This window comes from Lonsdalea quercina subsp. quercina (assembly GCF_000688695.1).
Classification (GTDB): Bacteria; Pseudomonadota; Gammaproteobacteria; order Enterobacterales; family Enterobacteriaceae; genus Lonsdalea; species Lonsdalea quercina_D.
On sequence record NZ_JIBQ01000003.1, the window covers coordinates 364,027 to 378,619 of the forward strand.

The window sequence follows — 14,593 nt, forward strand, 5'->3', positions numbered from 1 at the left end:
TGAGTCATTATTGGGAAATCTCGGTGATGTCTTCGCCAAACCACTGCTGGGAGATTCGCGACATCGTCCCGTCGGCGCGCAGGGCGTTAAGGGTTTCCGCCAGCTTCGCGGTCCATTCGGGGTCGCCTTTGTCGGTGGCGATCCAGTTAGGTTCGGAGTAGAGCGTTGAGACGACGCGCAGCTGCGTCATGCGTGCCAGACGCGGCTTGGCGGTGATGCGATCGGAGATCACGGCATCTAAGCGTTTGCCGGGACCGAGCGCCAGATTCTGGAAGGCGATGGCCTCGTCTGTCGGGATCGCCTGAACGTTCTGGAAGGGGAAGTTGATCGGTTTGCCGCCCGGAATAACGAGGCTTTTATTCAGGTAGCTTTCATAGCTGGATCCGAGGCCCAAACCCACGCGCTTGTTGCTGAGGTCCGCCGCCGACTGAATCTGTTTTTCGTCTTTGTGCACGATCAGCACGGCGAAGGTGCTGTAATACGGCGTAGCGAAATCGAGGACTTTCGAGCGCTCGGGGTTCGGCGTCATGGAACAAACGCACAGATCCCAACGCCCCTGCCAGCGTCCGCCGACGATGGCCTCCCAACCTGGCGTCGCCAACTGCAGTTTGACACCGAGCTTCTGTGCGATGGCCTTAGCGACATCCACGTCAAAACCGACCAGCTGATTATTGTCATCGATGTAGCTGAACGGAGGATAGTCGTTAAACAAGACATTGCGCAGAACGCCGGTCTGGTTGACCCGGTCGAGAGTAGTTCCGGCCTGAGAGGGGATGCTGGCGGCGCACATCGTCAAGCCGAGCATCATCAATGTGAAAAGTTTTTTCATTTGTTTTCCCTATTAATCAGGATGCTAACTCTAAAATCCCTTTTACAGAATGGCGGCTCTCAGCGGAAAAAGCACGCTCAAAAGAAGTATCTTATAAATAGCAGGCGTGTCCTGTCAGCTATTACTCGTGCCGAATGACGACTCGCCGAACCTTGCGGCCCCGGCTTCAGGATCGTAAACGGGTAAAAAGCGGGGGAGAATACTCATGATAGGCCCCGGCGGCAAGTGCCATCGGGGCAAAAGATGATTTAGTCGGCGGCGTAGCCCTGCGGCGGGATGCGAATACCGTCCAGCCAGGCTTCGTTATCTTTCATTTTCAAACGGCCTTCCAGAAACCAATTGACCGCCAGCGGATAGATGGTGTGCTCCTGCGTCTGCACTCTCGCCTTCACATCCTGCTCTTCGTCGTCGTCAAAAATAGGAACGCGCGCCTGCAGCACAATCGGTCCGCCGTCCAGCGCTTCTGTGACGAAATGCACCGAGGCGCCGTGCAGCCGGTCGCGGTTTTTCATCGCCTGACGGTGCGTATGCAGACCGGGGTATTTCGGCAGCAGGGAAGGATGAATGTTGAGTGTTTTTCCCTCGAATCGAGAGACGAACTCTGCGCTCAGTATGCGCATAAAGCCCGCGAGCACGATGACGTCGGGCTGATACTTCTCTATTTCGTCCGCCAGCGCCGCGTCATAAGCGACGCGGTCGACTTCTTCACTTGGGGATAACACGTGCGTCGGAATGTCAGCGTCCTGCGCACGGGCCAATCCCCCCGCTTCGGGATTGTTGCTGAATACGGCGACGATCTTGCCTTTGACGCGGCTGCGTTCACAGGCAGAGATCAGCGTTTGCAGGTTAGTTCCTTCACCTGAAATCAGCACAACGATATTTTTCATGCGTTAATAACCACGGTTTCTCCGGTATCGGTGCGGTTAATGTTACCGATTTTCCAAGCTTTTTCACCGTTGGCGTTCAGCAGGGCAATCGCGTCTTCTACCTGTTCGGCCGGGAGGGCGACGATCATGCCCACGCCGCAGTTGAAGGTGCGGTACATTTCATGACGGCTGACGTTGCCGGCTTTTTGCAGCCAGTTGAATACGGACGGCCATTGCCAGCTGGATTCATCGAGGGTGGCCTGCATGCCTTCCGGCAGTACGCGCGGAATATTTTCCCAGAAGCCGCCGCCGGTCAGGTGGCAGATGGCGTGCGCGTCCATTTTCTCAATCAGCGACAGGATGGATTTCACGTAGATTTTGGTCGGCGCCAGCAGGTGATCGGCCAACGGTACGCCATCCAACTGCTCGGTGGCTGGGTCCGTGTTGCTGAATTCCAGAATTTTGCGCNCCAGCGAATAGCCGTTGGAGTGCGGACCGCTGGAGGCTAATGCGATCAGTGCGTCGCCTTCTTTTACTTTGCTGCCGTCGATAATTTCTGATTTTTCGACCACGCCGACGCAGAAACCGGCGACGTCATAATCTTCACCGTGGTACATCCCCGGCATTTCCGCCGTTTCGCCGCCGACCAGGGCGCAGCCGGACTGTTTGCAGCCTTCGGCGATACCGGTGATGACGCTGGCGGCGGTGTCTACGTCCAGCTTGCCGGTGGCATAGTAGTCGAGGAAAAACAGCGGCTCGGCGCCAGCGACGACCAAATCATTAACGCACATGGCCACCAAGTCGATGCCGATGGTGTCGTGACGTTTCAGATCCATCGCCAGACGCAGTTTGGTGCCCACGCCGTCGGTGCCGGAGACCAGCACGGGCTCACGATATTTATGCGGCAGGGCGCACAGGGCGCCGAACCCTCCCAGACCTCCCATGACTTCCGGGCGTCGAGTTTGTTTCACTACGCCTTTGATACGTCCAACCAATGCATTGCCTGCATCAATATCCACGCCTGCGTCTTTATAGCTGAGAGAGGTTTTATCGGTCACTGCGGAGTCCCCACGGAGGTTACGTTTGGTGATTGGAAAATGGAGCGGGGCAATTCTAACAGCGTAAGCAAACGTTTGCGAGCGGCGCGTGACGGCGCGGTCTTTTAGGAAATCGGACGTCTAATTCGCTGAGCGGCTTGATCTGGATCAGCCGCCGCCGTATGTTCCCGCTTGCAAAAGCGGTATAATCCGGCGATTTTTTTGCCGTCCGTAGCCGAAGGGGAGAAGAAAAATGAAGATTGTAGAGGTTAAGCACCCGCTAGTCAGACACAAACTGGGCCTGTTGCGCGAGCAGGATATCAGCACTAAACGTTTTCGTGAGCTGGCGTCGGAAATCGGGAGCCTGCTGACGTATGTCGCCACGGCAGATTTGGTCATGGAGAAAGTCACTATCGAAGGGTGGTGCGGACCGGTTGAAATCGATCAAATCAAGGGCAAAAAAATTACGGTCGTGCCGATTCTGCGCGCCGGTCTGGGCATGATGGAAGGGGTACTGGAAAATCTCCCCAGCGCGCGTATCAGCGTTGTGGGGATGTACCGNGACGAAGAAACGCTGGAGCCGGTGCCGTATTTCCAGAAACTGGCGTCCAATATCGATGAGCGTATGGCGCTGGTGGTAGACCCGATGCTGGCGACCGGCGGTTCCATGATCGCCACCATCGACCTGTTAAAGAAAGCCGGCTGCAAGCGTATCAAGCTGCTGGTACTGGTCGCGGCCCCGGAAGGGATCGCCGCGCTGGAGAAAGCCCATCCGGATGTTGAGCTGTATACCGCATCCATCGATAAGGGGCTGAACGAACACGGTTACATTATGCCGGGCCTGGGTGATGCCGGCGACAAGCTGTTCGGTACCAAATAAGCAGATACGATGAGCCGGCTGAAGAGCCGGTTTTTTTTGGGCTTATTTTGCGGGTTGAGCCGTCTGCGCCGGCGACGTCGCGGCGGGTCCGCCCGGAGAGATGTCGTATTGAAGCGGATACGACCGCTTTGCTGATTGTTTTTCAACACCTGAGAGAAAGGAATAACAAGATGACTCGTCGCGCCATCGGCGTCAGTGAACGACCACCGTTGTTACAAACCCTCCCGTTAAGCCTGCAGCACCTGTTCGCCATGTTCGGCGCGACGGTGCTGGTCCCGATTCTGTTTAAAATCAATCCCGCCACCGTATTGCTGTTCAACGGTATCGGGACGCTGATGTATTTGCTGATCTGCAAAGGGAAAATACCGGCCTATCTGGGGTCCAGTTTTGCGTTCATTTCTCCGGTGCTGTTGCTGCTACCGCTGGGCTATGAGCTGGCATTGGGCGGATTCATTATCTGCGGCGTCCTGTTCTGTCTGGTGGCGTTGATTGTCAAAAAAGCCGGGACCGCCTGGCTTTCGGTCATGTTTCCCCCCGCGGCAATGGGCGCAATCGTGGCGGTGATCGGTCTGGAACTGGCCAGCGNAGCGGCCGGGATGGCCGGACTATTACCCGCTAACGGCGCGAGCGTCGATACCAACGCCGTGATCGTTTCGCTGGCGACGCTGGCTGTGACAATTCTGGGGTCGGTGATGTTTCGCGGCTTTCTGGCCATCATCCCTATCCTGGTCGGCGTATTGGCGGGTTACGCGCTATCCTTCTTTATGGGCATGGTGGATCTGACGCCGGTCGCACAGGCCCACTGGTTTGCTCTGCCGACATTCTACAAGCCGCGTTTTGAGTGGTTCGCCGTACTGTCCATTCTTCCCGCCGCGCTGGTGGTGATAGCCGAACACATCGGACATTTGGTGGTAACAGCCAATATCGTCAAGAAAGATTTGATGCGTGATCCCGGACTGCATCGTTCACTGTTCGCCAATGGGATCTCCACCGTTTTTTCCGGCTGTTTCGGTTCCACGCCGAACACGACCTATGGCGAGAACATCGGTGTATTAGCGTTGACCAAGGTCTACAGCACCTGGGTGATCGGCGGCGCGGCGGTGCTGGCTATCCTGCTGTCCTGCGTGGGTAAGCTGGCGGCGGCGATCCAAGCGGTCCCCGTGCCGGTGATGGGCGGCGTATCGCTGTTGCTGTACGGGGTGATTGCTGCGTCAGGTATCCGGGTGTTGATCGAATCGAAGGTGAATTACGACAAAGCGCAGAACCTGATCCTGACGGCGGTGATTCTGATCATCGGGGTCAGCGGCGCGAAAGTGCACCTCGGTGCCGTCGAACTAAAAGGGATGGCGCTGGCGACGGTGGTGGGGATTTTCCTAAGCCTGCTGTTCCGCGTGATTTCTCTGCTGCGCAAGGAAGAAGTCGTGCTTGATCCGGCAGATGAGGCAGAGCGTTCCCATTAATGTCGTGAAGAATGTCGCCGCCGTCGCGAGCCGACGGCGGGGACCGGCCCCGGCGGCAGGTGTGCTGCCGGTTCAACAGGGGAAAGTTTCTGTGATAGACTTGCCCCGTTTTCCTGCCCGTTAGGTTTGAGGTGCTTCTGAACACGCCGGCACAGCTTTCATTACCGCTCTATTTACCGGATGACGAAACGTTTGACAGTTTCTATCCCGGAGAAAACGCTTCGCTGCTGGCGGCGCTTCATTCGGCATTGACTCAGCGGCACGGCAGCTACATCTATTTCTGGTCGCGCCACGGCGGAGGCCGGAGCCATCTGCTGCATGCGGCCTGCGCCGAACTCTCCCGCAAAGACGAAGCCGTCGGCTATGTGCCGCTGGATAAGCGCGCCTATTTTGTGCCTGAGGTGTTGGACGGGATGGAGCAGCTGGCGCTGGTCTGCATCGACAACATCGAGGCCATTGCGGGCGACGAAGAGTGGGAAATGGCGATGTTCAATCTCTATAACCGCATTCAGGAAGGCGGTCGCACGCGGTTGTTGATCACCGGCGATCGTCCGCCTCGCCAGCTTAATCTGCAGTTGCCTGACCTTGCGTCCCGGCTGGACTGGGGACAAATTTATCGCTTACAGCCGCTGTCCGACGATGAAAAAGGCGAAGCTTTGCAACTGCGGGCCAGACTGCGCGGATTTGAGCTGCCGGAGGATGTCAGCCGCTTCTTGCTGAAACGGCTGGACCGTGAGATGCGAACGCTGTTCGTGACGTTGGACCAGCTCGACCACGCCTCGATCGCGGCGCAGCGCAAGCTGACCATCCCCTTCGTCAAAGAGGCCCTCGACCTCTAGCGCCGGCTATTTCTGCGGCAGGATCGCCAGGACGTTCTCCGGCGGCCGTCCAAGCCGCGCCTGACCGTCAGCCACGACGATAGGACGCTCGATCAATTTGGGATGGGTCGCCATCGCCTCAATCAGCTGCGCTTCGCTCAGCGTCTCATCCCCCAGATTCAACGCCTTGTAGAGCGCTTCGTTGCGGCGCATGAGATCCCGCGCGTGGGTAAAACCAAGCATATGAAGAAGTGAGCCTAGCGTCTTGGCATCGGGCGGGGTATCCAGATAGCGGAGGATCTGCGGCTCGACNCCCTGCTGTTGCAGCAGCGCCAGCGTTTCCCGGCTCTTGGAGCAGCGTGGATTGTGATATATCACCACTCGATCGTTCATTGCATTATTCCCTTGGGTCATCAGGATTTATCGTATTGCTGGAAGCGTTTTTGCAGCGTGCGCAGCTGATCGATGCGGGCATCGTAGCGCGCCTGATCCAGGCTGCCGAGTTGGCTCTGGGCGCTGGCGTTGCTCAGCAGGCGGATGGCCTGATCCAGTTTGTCGTTCAGCGCCAGACTTTCTGCCCGCGCCGCCAGTTCTTCGCTGCGATTACCCTGGTCTGCCGCCGCATGGGCGAGAAGCTCCCAGCCATTGGGATCGCTGGGATTGGCGTAGGTGTACTTATGCAGGAGCCGGCTGGCGGCCGCGGCCTGATTGCCTTCCACATAGGCGTTCGCCAGATTGAGCTGCAGCACCGGGTTGATCTGGGCGTCCGGAATTTTCTGCAGGCGGGCGATGGCCTGGGACGCGCGCTGCTGCCCAATGTCGATATCGGTCATCAGGTCCAGAAACCACGGATCGGCGGGCGATTTGTCGAGCAAGGGCTGGAGAGCCGCGCGAGCGCTATCGTATTTCTTGGTCTGGTATGCCTGAATGGCTCGGCCATACTGCGCCGCCTCTCGCTCGCGGACATTGCCTTTTTCCCAGATGCCTAGCAGCGTGGCGGCGATCGGGTTGTCGTCCGACGCGTACATCGTCAATACGCGAATACGCGCTAACAGGAAATCCTGCGACGAATGGACCGGCGTCGAGCGCATCTGGTTGGCGCGGTTTCGCGAGTCGGACAGCCGACTTTCCGGCAATGGGTGAGTGAGCAGCATTTCCGGCGGCGTGGTGGCATAGCGCGTCTGATCGGCCAGGCGCTGAAGGAAATTAGGCATCGCCTGCGGATCGAATCCCGCGCGTTGCAGTACCTGAATGCCGATGCGGTCGGCTTCCTGTTCATTCGCCTGCGTGAAACTGATCACGCCTTGCTGAGCGCCCGCCAGCGTTCCGCTGAGCGCCGCCATCCCCATCTGAGGATTCGCCATCGCCAGTAGGATCGAACCCAGCGCGCCCGCCCAGGTCAGCGGCGCGCTGCTTCTCTGTGACTCGATAGCGCGCGCCAGATGGCGTTGGGTGACGTGGGAGATTTCATGCGCCAGCACTGAGGCTAGCTCGCTTTCGTTCTCTACATAGCGAAACAGACCGGAGTGGATCACGACGTTGCCGCCAAAAAAGGCGAAGGCGTTGATCTCGTCGTTGTTGACCAGGAAGAAGTGAAACGGCGTCCGCACGGAGTCGGCGGATTTGACCAGCCGGTTACCTAGCTGGTTGATGTACTGTAAAAGCAGGGGATCGTTGACCAGCGGCGCGCCGGCACGCAGTTTGCGCAGATAGAAATCCCCCATTTCCAGTTCCTGATTGATGCTAAGCGTAGCGCCTGCCGTCGTGCCGATATCCGGCAGACGATCCTGAACGTCGGCGCTGACGGCGACCGGGCTGCCGGCAAGCAGCGTTGTCGCCAGCATCGCCATCACCGTCTGGTGAAGTCGGTTAGCCATTGTGCATACCACCTTGTGAACGGGGCGAAATCGTTATCATGGTCTTCATCTTAGCCAGAGGTCGCCTGCAAAGGAAATCCCAGGTATCAAAAGACAGAATGAAAGCAAGCGCGGAAGGTGTGAGAAGGGAAGATGGCCGGTACGAAGCACGCGTACCGGCAGGCCTTGCAACCTCAGAAGACGATTATTCGCCTTTCAGATAGCTCAGCACGATGTCATGGTGATTGCTGGTTTTGAAATTATCGAAGACTTTTTCTACCTTGCCTTCCGCGTCGATCAGGAAGCTGATGCGGTGGATGCCATCATAGGTTTTCCCCATGAAGGATTTCTCGCCCCAGACGCCGAATTGAGCGGCGACCTGATGGTCTTCATCCGCCAGCAGCGTAAAGTTCAGCAACTCTTTTTCTACGAAGCGGGACAGCTTTTCGGGTTTGTCCGTGCTAATGCCGAGGACTTCAACGCCGTAGTGCTTCAGGTCGTCCATATTGTCGCGCAGACCGCAGGCTTGCACGGTGCAACCCGGCGTCATGGCTTTGGGATAGAAGTAAATCAAGACTTTCTGTCCCTGGAAATCGGTTAAGTTAACAGGTTCGCCATCCTGATCGGGCAGGCTAAATTTGGGTGCGATATCGCCGGCTTTCAGTGTGGTCATCACTACTCTCCATCTCTCTTTGCGTGCTGTGGATAGTTCACCACGCTAATACTGCCTTGTGCTTGCAGTTCTGTACATAGCTGATGAAAGGCTGGCTCGATAATTGAGCCGTCCAGCGCGGCCGGACTGTGCGCGGTGATTTGAATGTACAGCTTCGGCAGGGCGTCTCCGATGGCTGGCTGAGTTTTGGAAACCAGTTCGGCGATGTTCATCTGGTGGGAGTCGAACAGGTCGGTAAAACGCTCGATAATATGCGGGGAGTCCACCACTTCCACCTTGACCCAGACCGTGGCGGGCATCGGCGGACGTGCATGCGATTCCGTGCGTTTCATGACGATCAGCAGCTCCAGCTCGGCGCCGATGATCGGCAGCGTGGACTCGATCCGGGCGATGGCGTTCCAGCTGCCGGAAAGCAGCATGATAAAGGTGAACTCTTTGCCCAACATGGCAAGACGGCTATCTTCAATGTTACAGCCGCTGCTGCTGACATGGCGCGTAATCGTATTGACGATGCCGTTGCGATCGGCCCCCAGCGCGGTGATGACCAGATAGTGTTCTTGAGGGCTAGGCAAAATGGCGCTTCCTGTTCAATGTGTTGAGATCTACATGGTACACATAAAAAAAACCGGCTGCCAAGCGCAGACAACGGCGCTTGCACGCTTGCTTTTGCATGGATGTCAAAAGTACCATGAGGCACTTGTTTTGGGAGGGGATGGCCAATGTTTACGGGAAGTAGTGTTGCTCTGATTACACCGATGGACGCCAAAGGCGCGGTCGATCGTGCGGCTTTAAAAAAATTAATCGATTTTCACGTCGAAAGCGGAACATCGACGATTGTTTCGGTAGGGACCACCGGAGAGTCCGCCACGCTAAGCCATGACGAGCATGGGGACGTGGTGATGTTGACGCTGGACCTGTGCGACGGACGCATCCCTGTTATCGCCGGCACTGGCGCCAACTCCACGGCGGAAGCCATCTCCCTGACCCAACGTTTCAACGACAGCGGCATCGCAGGTTGTCTGACGGTGACGCCGTACTACAACCGACCGACTCAGGAAGGGCTGTTCCAGCACTTTAAAGCGATTGCCGAACATACCGACCTGCCTCAAATCCTCTATAATGTGCCCTCCCGTACCGGCTGCGACCTGCTGCCGGAAACCGTCGCTCGCCTTGCCGCCATCAAAAATATTGTCGGAATTAAAGAGGCGACGGGGAACTTAAGCCGGGTGACTCAGATCCAAGCACTGGTTGATGACAGCTTCGTGTTGCTGAGCGGCAACGACGACGTTGGTCTGGACTTCATGCAGCTAGGCGGTCACGGGGTGATTTCCGTTACGGCGAACGTCGCCCCTCGTGAAATGGCGGAAATGTGCTCGCTGGCCGCGCGAGGCAACTTTGTTGAAGCCCGTCGTCTTAACCAACGGCTGATGCCGCTTCATCAGAAACTGTTTGTAGAACCCAATCCGATTCCGGTGAAGTGGGCCTGTAAGGCATTGGGATTGATAGCGACCGACACGCTGCGTCTGCCGATGACGCCTCTGACCGAAAGTGGTCGTGAGGCGGTAGGGCAGGCGTTGAAGCAGTCTGGTTTGCTGTAATCGTTAGGGAGATTGAATGAGTTCTTCATTGCAAAAGTCAATGGTGGCAACCGTGGTCAGCCTTTCGCTGATCACGCTGCTGACAGCCTGTACCAACGATCAACGCTACAAGCGTCAGGTCAACGGTGATGAGTCCTACCTGCAGACGCCGGAGCACCGTGCGCTGAATGTCCCGTCCGGCATGATTCTGCCGTTGCAGAACGGTGACTACGATGTCCCGCCGATTAATCAAAACGGTCTGGTGGGTAAAAATCTGGATATTCGTCCGCCGATGCAATCGCTGGCATTGCTGAACGGATCACGCGGTCAGGTGAGTGGAAATACGGCGACTTTGCTGCTGGAAAACAGCGCTCAGAACAGCCAGCTGTGGTCCCAGCTCACTCAGGTGATGCAGTCCAAAGGCTACACCATCGACAGTCGTCAGGATGCCAGCCAGACGCTGACTACCGGGTGGATCAGCTGGAGTTCCGAAGAAGAAAAAGAACCGCCTTATCAGGCGCGTTATGAAGTGTCGTTGAAGCCTCAGGGCTATCAGCTGGCGCTGGGCGTGAAACTCCTCGCCCTGCAGCAGAACAACGCAACGCTGAATGATGCCTTCCTGACGCAACGCTACACGAGCCAGATGATGAACTCGTTGTCCGATGGCTTGGAGAAGGCGGTGTCCGCCCGTGAAAATGCGCAGTCTCATCGCGGAACTCAGTCTCTGGATGTTCAGAGCGCCGCCGACGATGCCGGCCTGCCGTTGATCGTGGTGCGCGGAAGCTATGTTCAGGTCTGGGACCGTCTGCCGAAGGCGCTGGAAAATAGCGGGATGACGGTGAACGATCGCAGCCGTCCTCAGGGTACGGTCTCTGTGACCTACCGCTCGCCGAGCCGCGACCATTGGGATTCGCTGGGTGCGAAAGATCCGCAGCTGACGAACGGAGATTATAAGTTGCAGGNCGGCGATCTCGGCAACCGCAGCAGCCTGCAGTTCATCGACTCGAAAGGTCATACGCTCACCCAGTCGCAAAACGACGCGTTGGTGGCGGTGTTCCAGGCAGCGTTTAATCGATAAGTGTTCAGGGCCGGATAATCCGGCCCTTTTTAATTATATTGTCAACGCGTTAACTATCACGGGCCATGCGCGGATGGCCCTCACTGTGTGGAGTAATAAAGATGCAAAAGCTAGCTGAGTTGTATCGCGGAAAAGCGAAAACGGTTTACACCACGGAAGATCCCGATCTGCTGGTGCTGCAGTTTCGCAATGATACGTCAGCGTTAGATGGTCAGCGCATTGAGCAGTTTGATCGTAAAGGAATGGTGAACAACAAGTTCAACCACTTCGTCATGAGCAAGCTGGAAGAAGCGGGTATTCCGACTCAGATGGAGCGTCTGCTGTCCGATACCGAAGTGCTGGTAAAAAAACTGGATATGGTGCCGGTTGAATGCGTAATCCGTAACCGTGCCGCTGGCTCGCTGGTGAAACGCCTTGGCATCAAAGAGGGCGAAATTCTGAATCCGCCGCTGTTTGACCTGTTCCTGAAAAACGACGCCATGCACGACCCTATGGTCAACGAGTCTTACTGCGAGACCTTTGGCTGGGTAAGCGAGAAGCATTTGGCGCGCATGAAAGCCTTGAGCTATCAGGCGAATGACGTTCTCAGCAAGCTGTTTGACGATGCCGGACTGATTCTGGTGGACTTCAAACTGGAGTTTGGTCTGTTCAAGGGCGAAGTGGTGCTGGGCGATGAGTTCTCGCCGGATGGCAGCCGTCTGTGGGACAAAAACACGCTGGATAAGATGGATAAAGACCGTTTCCGTCAGAGCCTGGGCGGTGTGATTGAAGCCTATGAAGAAGTTGCCCGCCGTATCGGCGTTTCTTTAGACTAAAAAAGCAATCGTTTCCGTTCCGCCGTCAGGGACTCAAAACCTGACGGCGCTCCCAACGTTCGACTATACCGCCACTCCGCCTGAGATTGAACGCCGGTCCTATCACGATCGGTGGTATTATTGCCCGCCGTATTTTCTGTTTTTCCCCGCAAGGAATTTTCATGGCCTATTTAGACCCGACGCTACTCATTCTACTGGCGCTGGCCGCGCTCGGCATCATCAGCCACAACATGACCGTCACGCTGGCCATTCTGGCGCTGCTGGCGGTACGCATCACGCCGTTGAACCACTATTTCCCCTGGGTGGAGAAATACGGCCTGACTATTGGCGTACTGGTGTTGACGATAGGGGTGATGGCGCCCATCGCCAGCGGAAAAATCAGCGCGGGAGAGGTCATGCATTCGTTCCTGCATTGGAAATCGCTGCTGGCGGTGCTGATCGGCGTGATGGTTTCCTGGCTGGGGGGCCGCGGCGTAGCGCTGATGACGAGCCAACCTTCCGTCGTAGCTGGCTTGTTGGTGGGCACGGTGATGGGCGTCGCGTTATTCCGCGGTGTCCCGGTCGGTCCGCTGATTGCCGCCGGGTTGCTGTCGTTGCTGGTCGGTAAAGGCGGCTGACGTTTTGTCGAAGTCAGCTCTCGACGCGATTGTCGCCGCGCAAGCGGCGCTGACACAGGCGGGTATTCGCCGTGTGCTGACGATCAGCGGCGAACGTGAATGGGGGATGAAACAGGCCCACGCATTGCGCCAGGCGCTGCCCGGTGACTGGCCGTGGGTCGGCAAGACCGGACCGGGAGCAGTGCTGGCGCCGTCTCAACTGAAAGGGAAGTTGGGGCAGGAGTTCCTGCACGGCGTCTTTGACGCCTACGATGGATTAGATGCAGAGGCGTTGGCGATCCTGGCGGGCACCCTCAAGGCTGGGAGCTGGCTGCTGCTATTAGTCCCCGAGTGGGAAGCTTGGCCAAGCAGCCCGGATGCGGACAGCTTACGCTGGAGCGAGAGTGCGGAAGCGATCGCCACGCCCGCGTTCATCCGCCGTTTGCGTTCGGCCCTGCTGTCTGACGGCGAAGCTGCGCTTTGGCGGCAGTCGATGCCGTTTAACCTGACGCCGATTCGCACCCGGCCTGCGTGGCATGCGCCGGACGGCAGACCCACGCAAGGTCAGCAGGATATCCTGCTGCAGCTACAGGCCGCTCGTCACGCGGCTTATGTCATTACCGCTCCGAGAGGACGCGGAAAATCCACGGTGGCGGGGCTGTTCGCGCAGCAATGTCGCGAACGCTGTTGGGTAGTTGCGCCTTCCCGTGCGGCCAGCGATGTCTTGCTGCGTCAGTCGGGCGACGCGCCCTCGTTCTGGTCGCCAGATAGCCTGTTGGCGCACTGTCGCCAGCACGGCGGTGGTGCCGAGTGGCTGTTGGTCGACGAAGCGGCGGCGCTCCCGTCTTCGGTCCTCGATGAATTAGTGTCCTATTTTCCCCATGTGCTGATGACGACCACCGTGCTGGGCTACGAAGGCACCGGACGCGGTTTCTGGCTTAAATTTTGTGCCGGATTGTCAGATTGCCGAATGCTGGAGCTCAGTGAACCGCTGCGCTGGGCCACCGACGATCCGCTGGAGCGTTTGCTGGATCACATCATGCTGTTTCAGGCTGAGAACCGGCTGGAGGGACAGCCTTTAACCGCGCCTGTCACACTGGTCCACGACGAAACCACCGATTGGAACCGCTTTCCGGCTCGCCTGGAACAGTGCTACGGCCTGCTGTGCAGCGCGCACTACCGAACTTCGCCCTTGGACTTACGCCGTTTGCTGGATGCCCCCGGTATGCACCTTGCCGCGGCCCGTAGCGGCGAAAGCCTGTACGGCGTCATCTGGTCGGTGGATGAGGGCGGGCTTGATGCCGGACTGGCCCGCGATGTGTGGGCTGGACGTCGACGTCCACGCGGAAATCTGGTCGCGCAGTCGCTGGCGGCCCACGGCAATTTGTGGACAGCGCCGCAACTGCGCTCCCGACGTATCAGTCGTATTGCCGTCCTGCCCCCGGCGAGACGGAAAGGGATTGGGCTGGCGCTGGTGCGGGAACAACAACGGCAGGGCGCGCTAGAGGGCATGGACTTTCTGTCGGTCAGCTTCGGCTATGAGCCAGAGCTGTGGCGTTTCTGGCAGCGCTGCGGCTTTTGTCTGGCGCGGATAGGCAGTCATATCGAAGCTAGCAGCGGCTGTTACAGCGCGATGGCGTTATTCCCCTTGAGCGAGGCCGGTAAGACGCTGGCGCGAGAGGCCGCACGCCAACTGGCTCGCGATTGGCGCTGGTTACGACGGGATATTAAGCTGGCGCTGCCTATCGACCTGGACGACGATAATGCGCTGGATGAGGCCGACTGGCTCAATCTGTACGGATTCGCTTACGCTCATCGCTCTCCTCAGGCGAGTCTGGGTTCGTTGTGCCGACTCCTGGCTCATACTCCGCTGGCGTTGCCAGCGCTGAGGCTATGGCTGGACGAGGGGGCGCAAGAGCGCCAATGCGTCGAGCGGTTGGGGCTGTGCGGCAAAAAAGCCTTGCTGCGCCGCTGGCGTGAAGAAACGGCGCAGGCCCTGTCACATTGCCATAACGACGCTCTCCAATACGCGCGGCGGTGGCTGGCGTAATTTCTCTCCGCGGTTGACGTCTCTGCGCGTCAACACGACGCCGTGCAGGATTATGCAA

15 protein-coding genes are annotated in these 14,593 nt (G+C 57.8%); 8 read left to right on the forward strand and 7 right to left on the reverse strand.

From position 1 onward, the window contains the following. Nucleotides 1-7: 7 nt before the first annotated feature. The 3 genes from SB13_RS02840 to purM form a co-directional block, all read right to left on the reverse strand. Nucleotides 8-829, reverse strand: a complete 822-nt coding sequence (locus tag SB13_RS02840; protein ID WP_026738899.1) for an ABC transporter substrate-binding protein — start codon at nt 827-829, stop codon at nt 8-10. 248 nt (nt 830-1,077) lie between these two features. Continuing rightward, entirely contained in the window at nt 1,078-1,716 is a 639-nt protein-coding gene (gene purN, locus SB13_RS02845) for a phosphoribosylglycinamide formyltransferase (RefSeq protein ID WP_026738900.1), read from the reverse strand. Continuing rightward, nucleotides 1,713-2,753 carry a phosphoribosylformylglycinamidine cyclo-ligase gene (gene purM, locus SB13_RS02850; RefSeq protein ID WP_026738901.1) on the reverse strand — a complete coding sequence of 347 codons (1,041 nt, stop codon included), beginning with the start codon at nt 2,751-2,753 and terminating at the stop codon, nt 1,713-1,715. Before purM ends, purN begins: the two co-directional genes overlap by 4 nt. A gap of 232 nt (nt 2,754-2,985) precedes the next feature. On the opposite strand from purM, the gene upp reads away from it, so the two are divergent. The 3 genes from upp (at nt 2,986) to hda (ending at nt 5,911) form a co-directional block, all read left to right on the forward strand. Next, the gene (upp, locus tag SB13_RS02855) at nt 2,986-3,612 is read left to right on the forward strand and encodes a uracil phosphoribosyltransferase (RefSeq protein ID WP_026738902.1); all 627 of its coding nucleotides are present in this window, start codon (nt 2,986-2,988) and stop codon (nt 3,610-3,612) included. A gap of 170 nt (nt 3,613-3,782) precedes the next feature. Then, nucleotides 3,783-5,072 (forward strand): uracil permease, encoded by a 1,290-nt coding sequence (uraA, locus tag SB13_RS02860; protein ID WP_026738903.1) that lies wholly within the window; start codon nt 3,783-3,785, stop codon nt 5,070-5,072. A 131-nt stretch (nt 5,073-5,203) separates the two neighbouring features. Continuing rightward, nucleotides 5,204-5,911, forward strand: a complete 708-nt coding sequence (gene hda / locus SB13_RS02865; protein ID WP_026738904.1) for a DnaA inactivator Hda — start codon at nt 5,204-5,206, stop codon at nt 5,909-5,911. Between the two features lie 6 nt (nt 5,912-5,917). On the opposite strand, the gene arsC is transcribed toward hda, so the two are convergent. From arsC to SB13_RS02885, 4 genes are all read right to left on the reverse strand, one after another. Continuing rightward, nucleotides 5,918-6,283: an arsenate reductase (glutaredoxin) gene (arsC, locus tag SB13_RS02870; protein WP_026738905.1), complete on the reverse strand. Its 366-nt coding sequence runs from the start codon at nt 6,281-6,283 to the stop codon at nt 5,918-5,920. 20 nt (nt 6,284-6,303) lie between these two features. Then, the gene (gene bepA, locus SB13_RS02875; protein WP_026738906.1) at nt 6,304-7,767 is read right to left on the reverse strand and encodes a beta-barrel assembly-enhancing protease; all 1,464 of its coding nucleotides are present in this window, start codon (nt 7,765-7,767) and stop codon (nt 6,304-6,306) included. Between the two features lie 184 nt (nt 7,768-7,951). Then, the gene (bcp, locus tag SB13_RS02880; RefSeq protein WP_026738907.1) at nt 7,952-8,419 is read right to left on the reverse strand and encodes a thioredoxin-dependent thiol peroxidase; all 468 of its coding nucleotides are present in this window, start codon (nt 8,417-8,419) and stop codon (nt 7,952-7,954) included. A 2-nt stretch (nt 8,420-8,421) separates the two neighbouring features. After that, entirely contained in the window at nt 8,422-8,991 is a 570-nt protein-coding gene (locus tag SB13_RS02885) for a glycine cleavage system transcriptional repressor (RefSeq protein WP_026738908.1), read from the reverse strand. Nucleotides 8,992-9,138: 147 nt separating this feature from the next. On the opposite strand from SB13_RS02885, the gene dapA reads away from it, so the two are divergent. From dapA to SB13_RS02910, 5 genes are all read left to right on the forward strand, one after another. Further along, on the forward strand, nt 9,139-10,017 hold the full coding sequence (gene dapA, locus SB13_RS02890) for a 4-hydroxy-tetrahydrodipicolinate synthase (protein WP_026738909.1): 879 nt from the start codon (nt 9,139-9,141) through the stop codon (nt 10,015-10,017). Nucleotides 10,018-10,033: 16 nt separating this feature from the next. Continuing rightward, nucleotides 10,034-11,074, forward strand: coding sequence for an outer membrane protein assembly factor BamC (bamC, locus tag SB13_RS02895; protein WP_026738910.1), 1,041 nt, complete (start codon nt 10,034-10,036; stop codon nt 11,072-11,074). 101 nt (nt 11,075-11,175) lie between these two features. After that, a complete protein-coding gene (gene purC, locus SB13_RS02900) occupies nt 11,176-11,889 on the forward strand; it encodes a phosphoribosylaminoimidazolesuccinocarboxamide synthase (protein ID WP_026738911.1) in 714 nt (237 codons plus the stop codon). Nucleotides 11,890-12,050: 161 nt separating this feature from the next. Beyond that, nucleotides 12,051-12,506: a DUF441 domain-containing protein gene (locus SB13_RS02905; RefSeq protein ID WP_026738912.1), complete on the forward strand. Its 456-nt coding sequence runs from the start codon at nt 12,051-12,053 to the stop codon at nt 12,504-12,506. A 4-nt stretch (nt 12,507-12,510) separates the two neighbouring features. After that, a complete protein-coding gene (locus tag SB13_RS02910; protein ID WP_051616310.1) occupies nt 12,511-14,535 on the forward strand; it encodes a tRNA(Met) cytidine acetyltransferase TmcA in 2,025 nt (674 codons plus the stop codon). Nucleotides 14,536-14,593 lie beyond the last annotated feature (58 nt).